This window comes from Sphingopyxis sp. 10G20-10, assembly GCF_057365075.1.
This window is the reverse complement of sequence record NZ_CP195117.1, coordinates 1,253,869-1,271,042: the sequence shown is the minus strand read 5'-3', so window position 1 is coordinate 1,271,042 and position 17,174 is coordinate 1,253,869. Positions and strand designations below refer to the sequence as shown.

The following is a 17,174-nucleotide window of genomic DNA, read 5'->3' as shown; positions in this document are numbered from 1 at the left end:
AAACGAGGCGGCACATAGGGTCGGACGAGGAAAAGGGCAACATGAGCAAGCGCTATGACTTTATTGATATGAACGCGACCGGAGCAGACTCCATCCGCACCGCCTTTGCCAATCAAGTCCTGTATTGCCAGCATAGCGGCGCGCCGATTACCGCGCGCATTGTTGCTGCAGTCGCGAAGCAACTCGACAAGCCGGCCACAGCTTTCATGCAAAAAATCGCTGATTGGCAAGGCGCGCCGCTGGCCGACGCCCTGCCCCTGCGCGCGGCTGGCGGGCTGCACGCCCTGCATCTGGCGGGAGCCGCGCCAAACCTTGCGCTCATTTATGCGGATGCACAGGGCGTCGATGATGCCGCCATCGTCGCCGCCATCATCGCAGAGCATGAATCGGCGCTGCTCCCGTGGCTCGATGGACCGCCACAAACCAATGAAGCAGGACGCTCGGCCAATTTCATCGCCGCGATGCTGTGGCTTGCCGAACAAGGCCTGCATGCGCGATTCGACTGTCTGGAAATCGGGTCCAGCGCCGGGATCAACCTGATGTTGGACCGTTATCATTATGATCTGGGCGGAGTCGCTGTCGGCCCCGATCCCGGCGCAATGGCTTTCAAGCCAGAATGGGAGGGCGCGCCGCCGCCACATCATGAAATAGATATTGCCAGCCTGAAGGGTTGCGATGTTGCACCGGTCGATCTCACCGACCCGGAGCAAGCCTTGCGTCTGAAAGCCTATATCTGGCCCGAGCATGCCGTTCGCTTTGAACGTATGGAGGCCGCCATAGCCGCGGCAAAGCAGCAGTGTCCCGATCTGGTCCACAGCAATGCCGCCGATTTTGTCGAGGCCGAACTGGCGCGACCGCAGGATGCGGGTACGACGCGCGTCCTGATGCACTCAATCGTCTGGCAATATGTCCCCGCCGATCAGCAAGCGCGGGTGACAGAGGCGATGGAAGCGGCAGGCGCGCGCGCCACGGACGACCGGCCGCTGGCGTGGATCGCGCTAGAGGCGAACCGGACTGCCCATCATCATGAACTGGTGGTGCGGCACTGGCCGGGTGACAGCGCGCCCGTCAAACTCGCTCAGGCGCATCCGCATGGCGCGTGGGTAAAATGGGGTGAAGTCTAGGGACAGACAGCCCTAAAGCTGCGCTTCCAATCGTGCTAGCAACTGCTGAACCGGTGCTAAGGTCGGTCCGGCTTCTTCATCCCAACCCGCTTCGATCGCGGCGATCCGGTCAAACAGCCGCTCGCTGCTCGCGACGATATGCCGACAATGCGAATCAAAATTGATACAGATTTTCCAGTCGGCCGGAATGGCGTCACCGATATGCGCGGCGCTGTCCTGCGCCTGTGCGCCGGGCTCACCGGCCATTATCGCGCGGCGGTGGAGCAGCCAGGCGATGATGTGCATCAGCCTTGTCGTGGTCTTCAACGATTCGCAGGCAAGTCCGACTTGCGTCAGCCCGTCCGTGCCGCCACGCCAGCGGTCGCGCAGTCCGGCAAAAGCAGTGTGCGCCTCATCGGCGAGCAGCATCGCCTCGACATATAGATTCTCGACCAGCGCCTTTTGCACTGGCGCGGAAATTGGCGGATCGGTGATAAGCCCTTGTCCCATGCCGATGCGATGCCATGCCGCAGGCGGGGAGTGCAACGGCGGTAACCATTTTTGTTGCCGCGCAGCTGTCCCGAACCGGGGCCAGCGCCCACAATCAGGCGATTATATCGGGCACCAACTGATCCTCGCACCAGCTGATTTCATCGCGCAGGCGCAGTTTGCGTTTCTTGAGCCGCGCCAACGCCAGCTGATCGGGAACCGCCTGATCGCTCAGCGCGAGAACGGCCTGATCGAGGTCGCGATGCTCCATCCGCAGATGTTCCAGACGCTGGGTGATTTCTTCCTGGCTCACGCTCGATCCTCTGCCACGCTCACAGCCTGTCCGCAACCATGCCCATCTGACCGAATTGGTTCGGTATCCACGCGACAATTGTCGCAATCCGTGGTTTAATCCCCATGCTACCCTGAGTCGCAAAAAGGAGAATGGCCCATGAACATGTCGCACCTATCCGCTTTGAAGTCCCGCCACGCGGATCTTGATGTGAAAATTGCGAATGAAGAACGGCGACCTGCCCCCAACACGACTCTGTTGGCGGAGCTCAAAAAGCTGAAATTAAAGGTCAAGGAAACGATGGAAAGCGCACACTGATGCGCCGCCGCCGTGGCGTCGCTGCACCCTAGCGGCGACGAAACGGCGCTTGATCGAGGCCCGATCCCAAACTGGTCAGAACGGACGGCTTGTTGGCGTCCTTGCCAACCCTGCGGCGAACCGCCTGGGGGTCGACAGCCAGATCAAAGGCAATTCCGAATTTTCCGCTTTCGGCCCACACGATGCGGCCGGGCACCGGTCCTACATTGGGCAGGTCGACTATGACCTTTGTTCCTTTATCGGCGACGACCTTCGTTTCGGCGAGCATTCCGCCGGGTGACAGGTTGCGCACCCGCACTGTGACCGGGTCTGAAAAGCCCCCGATTGCAATATGTGCCTGCATGAACAGGCTGTCGCGTTCCTTTTCGCGGCTCGCCATGCCGGGTTCGTCATCAAAAGGCCGCGTGCCATAAGGATTCATCTGCGCCCAGTTCCCTGTTATTCGTTGTTGAACAGGGCTTATCTGAAAGCTGTTTCGGAACGGTAAATGGGCTGTTGTTAATCCTCGCGTGAGATGCGCTCGTTGCGCTCGTGCCGCTCTTGCGCTTCCAGCGTCATTGTCGCGATCGGACGCGCCTGCAAGCGAGCCAGCGAGATCGGCTCGCCGGTGACCATGCAAAAGCCATATTCGCCATCTTCAATCCGGCGAATGGCCGAATCAATTTTGGAAATCAGCTTGCGCTGGCGATCGCGGGTGCGAAGTTCGATGGCCCAGTCGGTCTCGCTCGATGCCCGATCGGCCAGATCGGGTTCACGCATCGGACCATCCTGCAAATGCGCCAAGGTCGATTCGGATTCTGAAAGAATCGTCCTTTTCCAGGCCTGCAACAATCCGCGAAAATAATCCTGCTGCCGTTCGTTCATGAACGGCTCGTCGTCACGGGGCACATAGTCCGTATCAAGAGACGTCTTTGCTTCGCGCAGGGCATCCGCGCCTACGTCGGCAATATTGGTCGGCATGGTTCTCCCCACGTCCTTTCCTGCTCCCTTGCTCTTTCGGTCATCGGACCGTCCAAGGATGGGCCGCGCCTATAACCAGCCGTCCGTCGCGACACAAGCATAGAGCGTCCCCATAACGATGAACGGTGAAGCGCGGCTGAACCAAAGCGCCCTCTGTTGCACGGACAGAGCCTGCCGGATTCGCAGGCCAGACCCTCCGCGAAAGGCGGCACGATTAACCAATCGCTCAATCTTTCCGCAATTTCCGTATGATTTTGGGACAGGCACAGTCAGCAATCCTGATTTCACCACTATATTTTCAGGCTAGGACAGCGAAACGCGGTTAATGCAATTGCTCTGTTCACAAAACATTGGCCAATTGCAGATAGCGGAGGTTGGAATCAGGTGCCCCACCGGGAGCCGTTTTAACCAGCAACAGGAAAAGAGAGAAAAGCCTATGTCTGTCCGAATGGCCCTCGCAAAGCTTTGCGCTTGCACCTGTGGCGGCGCGCTGATCGGCAGCGGCGCAATGCAAATTGCCGACGTTCCGGCCGTGGCCCATGTGCAAAAGGCCAAATCATGCTGCAAAAAAGTGGTGCGCAAGCGTCATGCAAAGCGCCGGGCGGTCAAACGTATTCGTCGCGTCGTGACCACCAAGCGCATCATTCGAAAGTCCACTCCGACGCAGACCGTGGTCACCCAGACCATCCCTCTGCCCCCGATTCCCTACGCCCCCTTCCCGCAACGTCGCGGTTTTGAAGGCGGCAGCAGCGGCGGCGGCGTTACAGTCATCGGCGGCGGACTCGGCGGCGGCTTTGGTGGCGGCGGCTTTTTCGGCGGCTTCTTTGGCGGCAGCAGCGGCGGTGGCGGCGGCAGCGTTGTTATCTCCTCGACGACATCGACCAGCGGCGGGACTACACCGCCGCCCAGCAGCAGCGGCAATCCCACACCGCCCAGCAGCAGCGGCAATCCCACACCGCCCAGCAGCAGCGGCAATCCCACACCACCCAGCAGCAGCGGCACGACGCCGCCGCCCAGCAGCAGCGGCACGACCAGCTCTGGAGGTATCAATATCGATATCAACATCGGTTCAACCGGCGGCGTGAGCACATCAACCGGTGGCGTGAACATCTCGTCATCGACGGGCGGCGTGTCGAGTTCATCTGGCAATGTCAGTTCATCGACCGGTGGCGTCTCCAGCTCGTCGGGTAACGTCAGCTCGTCGACCGGCGGCGTTTCCAGTTCGTCGGGCAATGTCAGCTCCACCTCTTCGTCGAGCAGCAGTTCCTCGTCGAGTTCCTCTTCATCCTCGTCGTCCAGTTCTTCCTCTTCGGGGGGATCATCGTCCTTCGGCGGTGGATCTTCGCACGGCGGCAGCTCGTCGCATGGTGGCGGGTCTTCGCACGGTGGTGGGTCTTCGCACGGTGGTGGATCATCGCACGGTGGAAGCTCCTCCTATGGCGGATCGTCGGGAGGTTCAGGCGGGTCGTCTTCGGGCGGCTCGGGAAGCTCGGGCAGTTCCAGCGGCGGCTCTTCGAGCAGCAGCAGTTCCTCCTCGTCGTCGTCCAGCTCCTCTTCGGGCGGAAGCAACGGCGGCAGCTCGTTCGGCGGTTCGACCGGCAGCACCGGATCCTCGTCGAGCAGCAGCTCTTCGTCATCCTCTTCGTCCAGCTCGTCATCGGGCGGCGCAACCTCTTCGGGCGCCACCGGCGGCAGCAGCTCGTTCGGCGGCTCAACCGGCAGCACCGGATCCTCGTCGAGCAGCAGTTCTTCGTCGTCATCTTCGTCTTCGTCGAGCTCCGGCGGCAGCACGAGCGGCGGGTCGTCGGGCACACCGACACCGGTTCCGGCTCCGCCGATGATGTTGCTGTTCGGTGCCGCAGCGGCCGCGCTGGTTGCGCGTCGTCGTGCCGCCAACAAAAATGGCGAACAACGCGAAGCCGCATAGAATATCCGCTGGAGGTTCGGAATTCGACCCCCGAACCCCAAACCTGAAAGGCCGCCCCACTTGGGCGGCCTTTTTTCTTGAGCGTCATCACCGCACGACAGGCTTGCACGCGCGCGGCTCGCTCGCCATAGCGCATTGCCATGCATGATATCCGCCTGATCCGGGACAATCCCGCCCAATTCGACGCCGGCCTCGCACGCCGTGGCGTCGCCCCCATTGCTGACAAGATAGTGGCCGCCGACAGCGAGCTTCGCGCATTGCAAACCGCGATGCAGACGAATCAGGCGCGGCGTAACGAAGCGTCAAAGGCGATCGGTCAGGCCATGGGCAGCGGCGACAAGGACGCCGCCGAAGCCCTGAAAGCCGAAGTCGCCGCACTAAAGGGCGTGATGGCGGGGCAGGAAGATCAGGAACGCGAAGCGCGCGAAATCCTCACCGCGATGATCGCTGCGCTCCCCAATCTGCCCGCTGACGATGTGCCAGATGGCGATGACGAAGATGCCAATGTCGAGATCGCGCGCTGGGGAACCCCGCGCGAATTTGATTTTCCGCCGCAGGAACATGCCGATATCGGCCCCGCGCTGGGCATGGATTTTGCAACTGCCGCCAAAATGTCGGGTGCGCGCTTTACCTTTTTGCGGGGGTCCATCGCACGGCTCGCCCGCGCGCTCGGCCAATTCATGCTCGATGTGCAGACCGGCGATCATGGCTTTACCGAATGCGCGCCGCCGCTCTTGGTGCGCGACGAGGCCGTTTATGGCACCGGACAGCTGCCCAAATTCTCCGAAGATTTGTTCCAGACCACCGATGGTCGATGGCTGATCCCGACGTCGGAAGTGTCACTGACCAATAGCGTGCGAGAGAGCATCCTTGCCGCTGCCGACCTGCCGCAACGGCTGACTGCGTTGACTCCCTGCTTCCGGTCCGAAGCCGGTGCAGCGGGGCGCGACACGCGCGGCTATATCCGCCAGCATCAATTCGACAAGGTCGAACTGGTGACGATTGCTCGCCCCGAGGATAGCGATGCCGAGCATCTGCATATCGTTCAAGCCGCCGAGAGCATATTGCGGCTGTTGAACCTGCCTTACCGCAAGATGCTGCTGTGCACCGGCGATATGGGAGCCACGGCGATGAAAACCTTTGACCTCGAAGTCTGGCTTCCCGGCCAGTCCGCTTATCGCGAAATTTCAAGCTGCTCAAATTTTGGCGAATATCAAGCGCGGCGGATGAACGCGCGCTATCGCCCCGACGGCGAAAAAGGCACGCAGTTCGTCCACACCCTCAACGGGTCAGGCCTCGCGGTGGGGCGCACACTGGTTGCGGTGATGGAAAATTATCAGCAAGCCGACGGCAGCATCGACATTCCAGAGGCGCTGCGCCCCTATATGGGCACCATCGAACGGATCGAGCCTAGCAACTGATGCGCATTCTTCTGACCAACGACGACGGCTATCACGCCCCCGGCTTTGCCGTGTTGGAAGCGATTGCGCGGCAGATTAGCGACGATATCTGGGTCTGCGCGCCAGCCGAGGAACAGTCCGGCGCTGGCCATTCGCTCACCCTGTCGCGCCCGGTGCGGGTACGCGAACATGCGCCGCAACGCTGGTCGGTGTCCGGCACTCCCACCGACGCGGTGATGATGGCGATTGGCAAGCTGATGCCCGAAAGGCCCGATGTCATCCTGTCGGGGGTCAATCGCGGCGCCAATCTGGGCGATGACATCACCTATTCGGGCACAGTGTCGGCGGCGATGGAGGGTGCGCTCGCCGGAATCAAATCGATCGCGCTCAGCCAGATATACGCCCGCGAGGGCATGGGCGACCGCGTTCCCTTTGGGGCTGCCGAGGCATGGGGCGCGCGTGTCCTCCGCCCGCTGCTGACGATGGACATGCCGCCGCGCACTTTGATCAATGTCAATTTTCCTGCGTTGCCCGTCGATGAGATTCGCGGTGTGCGCGTCGTCCGGCAGGGCTTTCACGATTATAGCCGCGGTTCGATTGTCGAAGGCACCGACCCGCGCGGTTATCGCTATTATTGGTTCGGGCTGCACGGCATCGAACAGTCGCCGGGCAATGACAGCGACCTCGAAGCCATCGATGATGGTTATGTCTCCGTCACCCCGCTGCAACTGGACCTGACCCACGATGCCTCGCTTGACGCGCTGCGCTCACTCTATAACCCGGCATAGCCCGCACCCCGCTCACTCAGAGCTTGTTGAAGGGCGGTTATTTCACAATATGCTACACCCAATCCCCGACGGCACTGGCATTTGCACGCGCGCTTTGGCATGACGGCGGCAATGTCGCGTCGGGGGTCTCATGCAATTCTGCTGATAGCAGCACTCGCGCTCGCGGGTTGCATCCCCACGCCTGCGCCCCGCGTCGGTGACGCACCTTATCCTCAAACCAGCCAGACGGCATCGGCGGACCTTCCCCACGAAAGTCGTGTTACCGGCGGGGACGCTCACCCAACATGGACCCTGCAACCGGTCACCACCAACGCCCGGACTGTGGAATCCAGCCTCTATACGGTGCGCCGTGGTGATACATTGAGCGCGATTGGCGTGATGACCGGCGCAGGAACCGATGCCATTGCGATAGAGAATGACCTTGCCCCGCCCTATACGCTGGTGCCGGGGCAACAGTTACGCATACCCGCCGGACTGTTTCATACGGTCGCAGCGGGCGAAACGGGAATCGCGATTGCTGCCGCTTATGGCACCGACTGGTCAGAAATTGCGACGATCAACGCGCTGACCGAACCCTATATCTTGCGCATCGGCCAACGGTTGAAGCTGCCTAGGGACGCGCACCCCGTCGCCGAGACCCATGCCGCCGCCACGGCCGATACCGACGTCGATGTCGCGGCGCGCGCGGCCAAATTCTCGCTCGATATTGACGATATCATCACCGGCAGCCAGCCCGCTCTGGCCCAGCGCAGCCTGCCCACCGCTGCATCCGCCGCCCCCAGACGCCCCGTCACCACCGCCATCGCGCCGCCTGCCAGCTTTAACGGACGCTTCCAATGGCCGCTGTCGGGGCCGATTATCGCCCGCTTCGGTCGCCTTGCGCCGGGCAAGGTCAACGACGGCATCAATATCGCGGCGGCGACCGGCACGCCGATCCACGCCGCCGCCGACGGCGTTGTCGCCTATGCGGGGGATCAGATCGGCGTCTATGGCGGCCTAATCCTCATCAATCATGGCGGCGGCTGGATCAGCGCCTATGGCCATGCCGGTAAATTAAGCGTCCAGCGCGGTCAGGCGGTCAAGGCGGGCGACGTGATCGGGCTTGCCGGGGCGACCGGACAAGTCCAAACTCCGCAATTGAACTTTCAGCTTCGCAAGGACCGCGTCCCTGTCGATCCGCTGAGCAAATTGCCACCGCGCTAAGGAGGAATATGGCTAAACGCCCAGCCAAATCCCAGTTACGGACCTTTCACCCGCTGCGCCGCGCCAGCAAGGTGCCGGTCTGGGCCGATATTTCCGGGCGGATTGCTCTGGCCATTCTGCTGATTTTCTTTGTCATCATGGTGCATTGGTTCGACCGCGACGGACTGGTCGACCATCATGACGGCAATGTCAGCTTTCTGGACGTCATCTATTTCACGATGATTTCGGTGACGACGACGGGGTTTGGCGACATTGCGCCGGTCAGCGATCAAGCGCGCTTGATCGAATCGGTCATCGTCACCCCGATCCGCATCGCCGTGCTCTTCATTTTTGTCGGCACAGCCTATAGATTCGTTTTCAAACGCAGTTGGGAAAAATGGCGCATGGCCCGTATCCAATCAGCACTCAGCAACCATATCGTCGTCCTGGGGTTCGGGATCAGCGGGTCAGAGGCGGTCAAGGAATTGATCGCACGCGGCACCGACCCCAGTTGTATCGTCGTCATCGACGGCTCCGAAGCGCGCATCAACGCTGCTGAGGAACTGGGCTGCAATGTCATGCTCGGCGATGCCACGCGCGACAATATTCTGCTCGACATCCGGATCAAGGAGGCGAGCACGATCTTGGTGTCGGCAGGGCGCGACGACAGTTCGATCCTCATCGTTCTCACTGTCCGCCATCTGGCGCCGCACGTCCCGATCAGCGTCGTCATCCGCGCGCAGGACAATGAACTGCTGGCGCGTCAGGCGGGGGCAAATAATGTCATCAACCCGGTCAGCTTTACCGGCCTGCTGCTCGCCGGTTCGGCGCAGGGCGCGCATATCGCCGACTATCTCGCCGACCTCGCCTCGGTCTCGGGTCGGGTCCAGCTTAACGAACGCCCGGTCATGCCTGAAGAAATTGGCAAAGCGCTTGGTGAGATCAGCAGCGGCGGCAAGGGGCTGCGCGTCTATCGCGGCGGCATCGCCTATGGCTTTTGGGAAGCCGAGGCGCAGCAGCTAAAGACCGGAGATATCGTCGTCGAGGTCATCCGTTGCCGCAATGGCGACGATGACAGCACATCATCCTAGCGCGACGAACACCCCGCCCATCGCGGCATAGAACACCAACCAATAACCGGCATCGATCAGGAACAGCTTCATACTCGCGCGGCTGAACAGATAATTGATGCCGATGGCGGGAATGATAAAGCCCAGCGCAATGCCGGTCGCCAACATCATCGTGCGGTGCGCATCGGGGGCGAAATGAGCCAGTAAATGGCCCAAAAACAGTGCCGAAACGACGCTCAGCACGAATGTGGTGCCATAAATCAGCGCCATATTACCCTGCGTCAGATCGGCCTCGGTCAGCTTGCGCTCTTTCATCCACGCCTTGCCGAATATCGGCCCGTACCACAGCCCGCCAACCACAAAGCCCGCGAGCGCCGCAATCGGGATTGCGATCCAATTCATTTGTTCCATTTGTCATCCCTCCGATGCCGGACTTGCCAAAGCCGGTCAGCGGGCCGACCTTAACCCCAACCACACAGGAAGGCGACTCCATGCCCCGCAGCACCAAAAGCACGGCCAAAAGCCCGATCGACATGCCGACCAATCTGCGCGCACCCAGCAGCTTTGCACAATTGGCGGAGCTTGCCCTGCCCTTGGACATGATGCGCTTTGGTCTGCGCGGCTTTGAGCTGTTGGGAGCGCCGCGCGGCGATGGGCGACCGGTCATCGTCATGCCCGGCTATCGCGCCAGCGAACTGTCGATGCGCCCGTTGGAGGCATGGCTGCGCCATCTCGGCTATCAAGTCAGCGACTGGGGACTGGGGCGCAACGAAGGTCAGGTGGCGAAGGATGTCGAGCGTTTTGCCGTCCATGCCCGCCGCATATCGGAAGGGAGCGACGGCGACCCCGTCACCCTCATCGGCTGGAGCCTCGGCGGCATCATCGCCCGCGAAACCGCGCGGCTGCACCCCGAATTGGTGCGCGAAGTCATCACCATGGGCACGCCGCTGATCGGCGGCCCCAAATACACCTCGATCGGCGCGCGTGTCAGCGACCGGCGCAACCTCGACCTCGACCGCTATGAAAAGGCGATCCACGCCCGCAACAGCGAAGGGCTGACCCAGCCGCTGACGGTTATCTATACCGACCGCGACGGCGTCGTCGGCCCCGACATCGCCATCGACATCTACAACCCCCAGGCGCGCAACATCAAAGTCGACGGCGGCCACCTCAGCCTCGGCATCAACCCGAGGGTATGGCGCATCATCGCCGATACACTGGGGGGCTAGGCGATTCTGTTTCAAACAGCGGGTCGCGCTCCGGCGCTTCTCGGTAATTCTGCAATGATGTCCAGCAAGGCATCGGCAGCTTTGGAACGATAGCGTTCCTTGTGTCGCACGGCGTAAAATGAGCGATGGCCCAGATCAATGGGTAGCGGATAGAGCCTATTCGTAGCGATCAGCGGGGCAACCACCAGCGACGATAACGCGGCGATGCCCGCCCCTGCCTCGACAGCTGTGCGGACGCTTTCGTTAGACGGCAATACAAGCGCAACGTCCAGAGCGTCCGGATCAACCTTCAGTGCGCGAAGGGCGTCGTTAAAGCTCGACCTTGTACCCGACCCTGATTCCCGAATGACCCATCGCGCGCGGCGCAACCAATCGGCATCAATCGTCTGTTGTTTGGTCTTATCGGATGTAACAAGTATGAGTCGATCTTCGCCCAGCGCCCAGTGGGCCAGCGCCGGATCATCAACCTTTCCTTCAACGATGCCCAGATCCGCGTCGCTCTCCCGCACCTTTAACGCCGCTTGCTCTGTGTTGCCAATCGCCAGATCAGTGGCGACTTGCGGATATTTCTGATGGAAAGCGGCAAGAATCGGGGGCAGCCAATAAGCGGCGATCGTCTGGCTTGCTACGATACGTAACGCACCGCGACGCAAGCCCCCAAATTCGTCAAGTAACAGCTCTGCTGCGGCGACTCTTGCTAGCACTGCCCGCGCCTCGTCCAGAAAGGCGTGGCCGACCTCGGTCAGACGAATCCCGCGCCCGACACGATCAAATAATTTGATCGCATGACGTTCTTCCAATGCGGCGATGGCGGCAGAAGCGGCAGACTGGGTGATATTTAGTGCGCGCGCTGCGTCGGTCACATGCTGGCGCTCGGCCACCCCAACAAAGATTCGAAGCTGCTCCAATTTCATGGCAGGGGAAGTGCCATAACTCATCACTTTTATCAATGGAAATGACAATAACAATGCGTTGGATAGATTGAATGCATAGGCCGAATGAAGCGGACGAAAGGATTGTCATACATGACTCTCACCGCTTCCTTCCCCCGCACCGAACGGCATGGCGCACCGACCGTTGGCTCGATCATTCCCGGCGTTGCGTTATGCCTGCTCGTTACCGCAGCCGCCTATCTATGCGAGTCGGCGGAGCGCGCTATCTTTGGCAAAGCATGGCTCGAAGCATTAGTACTAGCCATAGTCGGCGGCACACTTCTGCGTAGTTTGTGGACGCCCGGCGAACGCTGGCATTCAGGTATCGCGTTCAGTGCGAAATATCTGCTCGAGATTGCTGTCGTGCTGCTCGGCGCTTCGGTGAGCGCGGCGACAATTCTAGCTGCTGGCCCTGCCCTGCTCGCGGGTATCGCCGTCATCGTCGCCACGGCCATTCTGTTCGGCTTTGGCGTCGGGAAAATGCTGCAATTACCGACACGAATGGCGCTGCTGGTTGCCTGTGGCAATGCCATTTGCGGCAATTCGGCCATCGCGGCCATCGCCCCCGTAATCAGCGCCGATGGCGATGATGTTGCCGCCGCCATCGCCTTTACCGCCGTACTTGGCGTCGCCGTTGTTATTGGCTTGCCACTAGTCGGGGGCATCACTGGGATGAGCGACATTGCTTATGGAACATTTGCCGGCCTGACCGTCTATGCCGTGCCACAAGTGATCGCGGCAACCGCGCCAACCAGCGCCGTCGCGGCGCAAATCGGGACTCTTGTCAAACTAGTCCGGGTCTTGATGCTCGGTCCGGTTTGCCTCTTGTTGTCGTTGGTTGCACCTCGTCTCGATCCTCAACCGGAACCTGCCGACGCCGTCGTGGCCGGTTCAGGGCCAAAGCGAAAAACCCCGCCTTTCGCACATCTCGTTCCTTGGTTTATCGTCGGCTTTCTGGTCTTTGTTGCATTACGCTCACTTGATTTAGTGCCGCAGACTGCCCTTAAGCCCTTCAATATTATTGCAACCTTTTTGACGGTGGTCTCTATGGCCGCACTAGGCCTTGGCGTAAATGTGCGCAGCATTGCCTCGGCGGGTGCACGGGTAACGACGACCGTCATTGTGTCCCTCATCGGCTTGGGTACTATCAGCTTTGCACTACTCGCAATCCTTCATCTCCTTTGAACGCGAATCCGCTTTTTCATCGCATCGATCAACTCCTGCCGCCACCAGCAGGTGACAAGCACCTAAAAATCGCTTATGCGCGCGCCCAATCATGGCAACAAAATCCCTCCCCTCCCAGCCGAAGGTCGGCATGGTGTCGCTCGGCTGTCCGAAAGCGCTGGTTGATAGCGAGCGCATTTTGACCAAGCTGCGCGCCGATGGGTACGGCCTGTCCGCCGATTATGCGGGCGCCGATGTGGTGCTGGTCAACACTTGCGGCTTCCTCGATTCGGCCAAAGAAGAAAGCCTCGACGCGATTGGCGAGGCGATGGCCGAAAATGGCCGCGTCATCGTCACCGGCTGTATGGGCAATGAAGCGGACACGATCCGCGCGCGCTTTCCGGGCATCCTTGCGGTCACCGGCGCGCATCAATATGAACAAGTCGTCGACGCCGTCCATGACGCCGCGCCGGCAACGCAAGGCCCCTTCGTCGACTTGGTGCCCGAAGGCGGGCTGAAGCTCACCCCGCGCCATTACGGCTATTTGAAGATCAGCGAAGGCTGCAACCACAGCTGCTCCTTTTGCATCATCCCCGATTTGCGCGGAAAACTGGTCAGCCGCCGCATCGACGCGGTGCTGCGCGAGGCCGAGAAGCTCGTCGCGGCAGGGACCAAGGAATTGCTGGTCATCAGCCAGGACACATCGGCCTATGGCGTCGATACGCGCCATGATGCGCGCGATTGGAAGGGCCGCACCGTCCGCGCCCATATGACCGACCTTGCGCGCGAATTGGGCCAGCTCAAGACCAGCGAAGGCCGCGCCCCGTGGGTCCGCCTCCATTATGTCTATCCCTATCCGCATGTCGACGCGATCATCCCGCTGATGGCCGAGGGGCTGCTCACCCCCTATCTCGATATCCCGTTCCAACATGCCAGCCCCAGCGTCCTCAAACGCATGAAGCGCCCCGCCAATGAGGCAAAGGTGCTCGAACGGTTGAAAGCATGGCGCGACATCGCCCCCGACATTGCCGTCCGGTCGAGCTTTGTCGTCGGCTTCCCCGGCGAGACCGAGTCCGATTTCCAATATCTCCTCGACTGGCTCGACGAAGCGCAGCTCGACCGCGTTGGTGCCTTTCGCTTTGAGCCCGTCGCAGGCGCACAGGCCAACGCCCTGCCCGACCCCGTGCCCGAGGAGGTCAAGGAAGAGCGGTTTCAGCGCATCATGGAAAAAACCGCCGCTATCAGCGCCGCCAAACTGGCCGCCAAAGTGGGTCGCACTTTGCCCGTCATCATCGATGAGGTGGGCGAGGCTGACGAAGACGGCAGCATCGGCGCTACCGGCCGCTCACAAGCTGACGCGCCCGAAATCGACGGCCATGTCTATCTGCGGGACGTTGCGGCTACGCTGCGCGCGGGCGATATAGTCGATGTGACGGTCGAAGACGCCGACGAGCATGATCTGTTCGGAGCGGTCGCCTCCTAAACCAATATTTGCATGTAGCGGCCTTACCTGATTGAATTGGTCGCGGGCGCATTGGTCAGGGGCCGAATCATGCACGCAATCAAGCGAATTGGCGCGGCCCTGTTGCTGACAGGGGCGCTCGCCGGCTGCACGCAAAGCAAAAAGGCCGACATCGCACCGCCGCGCGCGACCGACAGCGCGCCGACCCCGTCGCAACAATCGCTGATTGCCGTCCCGATTGAAACCAGCACCGCCTTGCTGCGTCAGGAGCTTGAGCGCGCGGTGCCGCGTGTGTTGTGGACGATCAACAAGCGCGACACTCAATGCGTGCCGCCACAGCGGGTCAAGGTTTTCGGGCGCAAGATTAAAGTCACGCCTTCCATCAAATGCACCATCACGGGTCAGGTCACACGCGGCGCGCTGCGCCTGCGCGGCGAAAGGGACGAACTTGTCGTTGAGATGCCCATCACGGCGCGGATCACCGGCAGCGATGTGGGGGGCGTGTTGAAAAGCGAAACCGCCACCGGGGCGGCCATGGCCTCTGCCCGTGTCCGCGTGGAGTTGCGACCGGACTGGAGCGTGCGGGGGAAAGCCCGGATACATTATGGCTGGACCAAGCCGCCGGGCGTCGATTTTCTGGGCCAGCGCATTCACTTTACCGAGCAGGCGGACAAAAAACTGGCCCCCGTTGTGAGCAATGTCGAACGCGTCGTGAACCGCGAGATCGGGCGCATCAATATCAAGCAACAGGCCGCCGATATCTGGCGCAAGAGCTTTACGACGCTCAGCCTGAACCGCGAAAATCCGCCGGTCTGGATGCGGGTGACGCCGCAGCGCATCCTTTATGGTGGTTATCGGGTCGATGGCCAGCGGCTGCGGCTCGACCTGGGGCTGGAGGCGCTCACCGAGACTTTTGTCGCCAACCGACCGGACAATCCGGCCCCGACCCCGCTTCCGCCGCTCGTGTTGGATGCGCCGCGCCCACACCTCGCCCTATTCGTGCCCGTCATCGCCGACTATGCCGAGCTAGAGCCGGTCATCCTGAACGCCGTCACGCGCCGCGCCGAGAGGCCCTTCGATATTCCGCACATCGGCGCGGTGAAGGCCGTGTTCAAGAAAGTCACCGCCTATGGCGCACCCCAAGGCAAGATTGCGGTTGGAATTGATCTGGAAGTCCAGCCGCCGCTGTTTCGCAAAAAGCCGATCAGCGGGCGCATCTGGATGACCGCCGTTCCGGTGAATGATCCGGGGTCCGCCACCGTGCGCTTTACCGACCTCAGCATCAGTGGCGACACCAACCGCGTAGATGGCGATCTGTTGCTGGCCTTTGGCAAAAGCCCCGCCTATTCGGCCATGATCGCCGACGCCCTGACACAAAATTTTGCTGGCGAAGTAGGAAAACTGGAAGGCAAGATCCGGCTGGCGCTCGAACAACGGCGCGAAGGCGACTTCAACATCCATACAAGCGTCGACGATTTTGAAACCGGCCAGATTCACGCCTATGGCAACGGCCTATATCTGCCCGTCCGGATGAAGGGCGCAGCCCGAGTGGACTATCGTCCCTCGCCCTGACGCGCGTTGCGCGTACAAGGCTCAATAATCGGGCAAGGCGAAATTGTTGGAGAAGCCCGGCCCGATCAGCCGCTTGGCCATGCCCGGAATCCGCATCAAATGAATCGCCGCCTCGCGCATGAAAAGGCCAAACCCGCTGCGTGGCGCAAAGAAGCCCTTGAAACCGACAGCCGCCTCTTGTTTGGCGCGCGCATAATCCTGCAATTGGGCGGCGTAAGCAGCAAAGGCCGCCGCGAAATCGCCGCCGCACCGATGCAGTTCGCCCGCCAGCACATAGGCCTCTGTCATCCCCATCCCGCTGCCTTCACCGGCGAGCAGCGACGGGCACGCAACGGCATCGCCCACCAGCGACACACGGCCTTTGCTCCATTGTGGCATGTGGATCTGGCTCACCCGATCGAAATACAGATCATCGGCGACATCCAGATGCGACAGGATGGCATCGGCCTCCCATCCCATATCGCCAAATATCGCGCGCAACGCCGCCCTTTGTTCGTCCGGAGTCTGCGGCTTTCGGGTCACAAAGCGGTCATGAAAAACAAACAACACCAATGTCTGGTCATCGCGCAGCGCGACGCGATTAATCTGGCGGTCGGGGCGCGTGAACTGGACATAGGCCAGTTCCTCACGCGGACGATAACCGGTGATGACAAAGGCGGCGACATGCAGGTCTAGCGGCACTTCAAACTGGCTCTGCGCTCCAAAGGCCAAGGCACGCACCTGCGAATGCAGGCCGTCCGCGCCGATCAACAAATCACAGGCTTCGGTCGTGCCATCCGACAAGGTCACCACCACCCCATCGGGCCGTTCGTCATAGCTATCCACCGAGACACCAAACCGGCACTCGATGCCGTCGCAAGCCTGCAATATGCGGTTGGCAAGGTCGCTGCGTGCGAGACTAAAATAGCGGCCATCGGTAAAGTCGTCGAACACACGGGCATCGAGCGCGGACCGGGTGCGACCGCTGGCCGATACCGATCGCAAAGTCTGAATTAAATAGCTGTTCTGGGTGAGTGCAGGCAGCAATCCCATTTTTTCGGCCACGTCATAGCCTGATCCCCAGAAGTCGATGATATAGCCGCCTGTGCGCGGTGTTACGGCTTTTTCAAACAGAATGGGATCGTGCCCATAATGCCGCAACCACCAGGCCAGCGTCGGCCCCGCAATCCCCGCGCCATTTATCGCAACCCGCATATTCACCGCCTCCATCATGCTCAGTCAGGCAGCCGCGCTGACACCTGACGGGACGATGCCTAACATAAGGCTGTCCAGGGCAAGCTGGCAGT

19 protein-coding genes are annotated in these 17,174 nt (G+C 61.0%); 10 read left to right on the top strand and 9 right to left on the bottom strand.

Annotated elements, in window-relative coordinates:
• The first annotated feature begins 41 nt into the window (after positions 1 to 41).
• Positions 42 to 1,124, top strand: coding sequence for a DUF2332 domain-containing protein (locus tag ACR3XE_RS06155; protein ID WP_473698490.1), 1,083 nt, complete (start codon positions 42 to 44; stop codon positions 1,122 to 1,124).
• 12 nt (positions 1,125 to 1,136) lie between these two features.
• On the opposite strand, the gene ACR3XE_RS06150 is transcribed toward ACR3XE_RS06155, so the two are convergent.
• Together ACR3XE_RS06150 and ACR3XE_RS06145 are read right to left on the bottom strand one after the other, a co-directional pair.
• Entirely contained in the window at positions 1,137 to 1,613 is a 477-nt protein-coding gene (locus tag ACR3XE_RS06150) for a DUF1465 family protein (protein WP_486185984.1), read from the bottom strand.
• Positions 1,614 to 1,707: 94 nt separating this feature from the next.
• Positions 1,708 to 1,905 carry a YdcH family protein gene (locus ACR3XE_RS06145; protein WP_473698493.1) on the bottom strand — a complete coding sequence of 66 codons (198 nt, stop codon included), beginning with the start codon at positions 1,903 to 1,905 and terminating at the stop codon, positions 1,708 to 1,710.
• A 138-nt stretch (positions 1,906 to 2,043) separates the two neighbouring features.
• On the opposite strand from ACR3XE_RS06145, the gene ACR3XE_RS06140 reads away from it, so the two are divergent.
• Positions 2,044 to 2,202: a DUF465 domain-containing protein gene (locus ACR3XE_RS06140; RefSeq protein ID WP_473698494.1), complete on the top strand. Its 159-nt coding sequence runs from the start codon at positions 2,044 to 2,046 to the stop codon at positions 2,200 to 2,202.
• Positions 2,203 to 2,230: 28 nt separating this feature from the next.
• Here the strand turns inward: ACR3XE_RS06140 and ACR3XE_RS06135 are convergent, their stop codons facing one another.
• The 4 genes from ACR3XE_RS06135 to ACR3XE_RS06120 form a co-directional block, all read right to left on the bottom strand.
• Positions 2,231 to 2,623 carry a PilZ domain-containing protein gene (locus ACR3XE_RS06135; protein WP_473698495.1) on the bottom strand — a complete coding sequence of 131 codons (393 nt, stop codon included), beginning with the start codon at positions 2,621 to 2,623 and terminating at the stop codon, positions 2,231 to 2,233.
• Between the two features lie 77 nt (positions 2,624 to 2,700).
• Entirely contained in the window at positions 2,701 to 3,162 is a 462-nt protein-coding gene (gene dksA, locus ACR3XE_RS06130) for an RNA polymerase-binding protein DksA (protein WP_473698496.1), read from the bottom strand.
• A gap of 705 nt (positions 3,163 to 3,867) precedes the next feature.
• The gene (locus ACR3XE_RS06125) at positions 3,868 to 4,395 is read right to left on the bottom strand and encodes a hypothetical protein (RefSeq protein ID WP_473698497.1); all 528 of its coding nucleotides are present in this window, start codon (positions 4,393 to 4,395) and stop codon (positions 3,868 to 3,870) included.
• 201 nt (positions 4,396 to 4,596) lie between these two features.
• Complete coding sequence (locus ACR3XE_RS06120; protein ID WP_473698498.1) at positions 4,597 to 5,235, bottom strand: hypothetical protein; 639 nt, start codon at positions 5,233 to 5,235, stop codon at positions 4,597 to 4,599.
• Here ACR3XE_RS06120 and serS point away from each other — a divergent pair.
• The 4 genes from serS to ACR3XE_RS06100 all read left to right on the top strand — a co-directional run bounded on the left by serS (position 5,230) and on the right by ACR3XE_RS06100 (position 9,550).
• Positions 5,230 to 6,510, top strand: a complete 1,281-nt coding sequence (gene serS, locus ACR3XE_RS06115; RefSeq protein WP_473698499.1) for a serine--tRNA ligase — start codon at positions 5,230 to 5,232, stop codon at positions 6,508 to 6,510. The two genes, ACR3XE_RS06120 and serS, sit on opposite strands and share 6 nt — an antisense overlap.
• Positions 6,510 to 7,277 (top strand): 5'/3'-nucleotidase SurE, encoded by a 768-nt coding sequence (gene surE / locus ACR3XE_RS06110; protein WP_473698500.1) that lies wholly within the window; start codon positions 6,510 to 6,512, stop codon positions 7,275 to 7,277. Before serS ends, surE begins: the two co-directional genes overlap by 1 nt.
• A 111-nt stretch (positions 7,278 to 7,388) precedes the next feature.
• Positions 7,389 to 8,480: a peptidoglycan DD-metalloendopeptidase family protein gene (locus ACR3XE_RS06105; protein ID WP_473698501.1), complete on the top strand. Its 1,092-nt coding sequence runs from the start codon at positions 7,389 to 7,391 to the stop codon at positions 8,478 to 8,480.
• A gap of 8 nt (positions 8,481 to 8,488) precedes the next feature.
• Positions 8,489 to 9,550, top strand: coding sequence for a potassium channel family protein (locus tag ACR3XE_RS06100; RefSeq protein ID WP_473698502.1), 1,062 nt, complete (start codon positions 8,489 to 8,491; stop codon positions 9,548 to 9,550).
• On the opposite strand, the gene ACR3XE_RS06095 is transcribed toward ACR3XE_RS06100, so the two are convergent.
• The gene (locus tag ACR3XE_RS06095) at positions 9,542 to 9,940 is read right to left on the bottom strand and encodes a DUF1761 domain-containing protein (protein WP_473698503.1); all 399 of its coding nucleotides are present in this window, start codon (positions 9,938 to 9,940) and stop codon (positions 9,542 to 9,544) included. The two genes, ACR3XE_RS06100 and ACR3XE_RS06095, sit on opposite strands and share 9 nt — an antisense overlap.
• An 80-nt stretch (positions 9,941 to 10,020) precedes the next feature.
• Between ACR3XE_RS06095 and ACR3XE_RS06090 the strand changes: the two genes are divergently transcribed.
• On the top strand, positions 10,021 to 10,758 hold the full coding sequence (locus tag ACR3XE_RS06090; protein WP_473698504.1) for an esterase/lipase family protein: 738 nt from the start codon (positions 10,021 to 10,023) through the stop codon (positions 10,756 to 10,758).
• A gap of 11 nt (positions 10,759 to 10,769) precedes the next feature.
• On the opposite strand, the gene ACR3XE_RS06085 is transcribed toward ACR3XE_RS06090, so the two are convergent.
• On the bottom strand, positions 10,770 to 11,672 hold the full coding sequence (locus tag ACR3XE_RS06085) for a LysR substrate-binding domain-containing protein (protein ID WP_486186017.1): 903 nt from the start codon (positions 11,670 to 11,672) through the stop codon (positions 10,770 to 10,772).
• Positions 11,673 to 11,783: 111 nt separating this feature from the next.
• Between ACR3XE_RS06085 and ACR3XE_RS06080 the strand changes: the two genes are divergently transcribed.
• From ACR3XE_RS06080 to ACR3XE_RS06070, 3 genes are all read left to right on the top strand, one after another.
• Complete coding sequence (locus ACR3XE_RS06080) at positions 11,784 to 12,875, top strand: YeiH family protein (protein ID WP_473698506.1); 1,092 nt, start codon at positions 11,784 to 11,786, stop codon at positions 12,873 to 12,875.
• A gap of 91 nt (positions 12,876 to 12,966) precedes the next feature.
• Complete coding sequence (gene rimO / locus ACR3XE_RS06075) at positions 12,967 to 14,337, top strand: 30S ribosomal protein S12 methylthiotransferase RimO (protein WP_473698507.1); 1,371 nt, start codon at positions 12,967 to 12,969, stop codon at positions 14,335 to 14,337.
• A 69-nt stretch (positions 14,338 to 14,406) separates the two neighbouring features.
• Positions 14,407 to 15,888: a DUF4403 family protein gene (locus tag ACR3XE_RS06070; RefSeq protein ID WP_473698508.1), complete on the top strand. Its 1,482-nt coding sequence runs from the start codon at positions 14,407 to 14,409 to the stop codon at positions 15,886 to 15,888.
• A gap of 21 nt (positions 15,889 to 15,909) precedes the next feature.
• Here ACR3XE_RS06070 and ACR3XE_RS06065 read toward each other — a convergent pair whose 3' ends face one another.
• Positions 15,910 to 17,082 carry an FAD-binding domain gene (locus ACR3XE_RS06065; protein ID WP_473698509.1) on the bottom strand — a complete coding sequence of 391 codons (1,173 nt, stop codon included), beginning with the start codon at positions 17,080 to 17,082 and terminating at the stop codon, positions 15,910 to 15,912.
• Between the last annotated feature and the right edge of the window lie 92 nt (positions 17,083 to 17,174).

Coding starts and splice junctions, on each gene's coding strand:
- ACR3XE_RS06155 (WP_473698490.1), top strand. CDS start 42: ATGAGCAAGCGCTATGACTTTATTGATATGAACGCGACCGGAGCAGAC.
- ACR3XE_RS06150 (WP_486185984.1), bottom strand. CDS start 1,613: ATGGGACAAGGGCTTATCACCGATCCGCCAATTTCCGCGCCAGTGCAA.
- ACR3XE_RS06140 (WP_473698494.1), top strand. CDS start 2,044: ATGAACATGTCGCACCTATCCGCTTTGAAGTCCCGCCACGCGGATCTT.
- ACR3XE_RS06135 (WP_473698495.1), bottom strand. CDS start 2,623: ATGAATCCTTATGGCACGCGGCCTTTTGATGACGAACCCGGCATGGCG.
- dksA (WP_473698496.1), bottom strand. CDS start 3,162: ATGCCGACCAATATTGCCGACGTAGGCGCGGATGCCCTGCGCGAAGCA.
- serS (WP_473698499.1), top strand. CDS start 5,230: ATGCATGATATCCGCCTGATCCGGGACAATCCCGCCCAATTCGACGCC.
- ACR3XE_RS06120 (WP_473698498.1), bottom strand. CDS start 5,235: ATGCATGGCAATGCGCTATGGCGAGCGAGCCGCGCGCGTGCAAGCCTG.
- surE (WP_473698500.1), top strand. CDS start 6,510: ATGCGCATTCTTCTGACCAACGACGACGGCTATCACGCCCCCGGCTTT.
- ACR3XE_RS06105 (WP_473698501.1), top strand. CDS start 7,389: ATGTCGCGTCGGGGGTCTCATGCAATTCTGCTGATAGCAGCACTCGCG.
- ACR3XE_RS06100 (WP_473698502.1), top strand. CDS start 8,489: ATGGCTAAACGCCCAGCCAAATCCCAGTTACGGACCTTTCACCCGCTG.
- ACR3XE_RS06095 (WP_473698503.1), bottom strand. CDS start 9,940: ATGGAACAAATGAATTGGATCGCAATCCCGATTGCGGCGCTCGCGGGC.
- ACR3XE_RS06090 (WP_473698504.1), top strand. CDS start 10,021: ATGCCCCGCAGCACCAAAAGCACGGCCAAAAGCCCGATCGACATGCCG.
- ACR3XE_RS06085 (WP_486186017.1), bottom strand. CDS start 11,672: ATGAAATTGGAGCAGCTTCGAATCTTTGTTGGGGTGGCCGAGCGCCAG.
- ACR3XE_RS06080 (WP_473698506.1), top strand. CDS start 11,784: ATGACTCTCACCGCTTCCTTCCCCCGCACCGAACGGCATGGCGCACCG.
- rimO (WP_473698507.1), top strand. CDS start 12,967: ATGGCAACAAAATCCCTCCCCTCCCAGCCGAAGGTCGGCATGGTGTCG.
- ACR3XE_RS06070 (WP_473698508.1), top strand. CDS start 14,407: ATGCACGCAATCAAGCGAATTGGCGCGGCCCTGTTGCTGACAGGGGCG.
- ACR3XE_RS06065 (WP_473698509.1), bottom strand. CDS start 17,082: ATGCGGGTTGCGATAAATGGCGCGGGGATTGCGGGGCCGACGCTGGCC.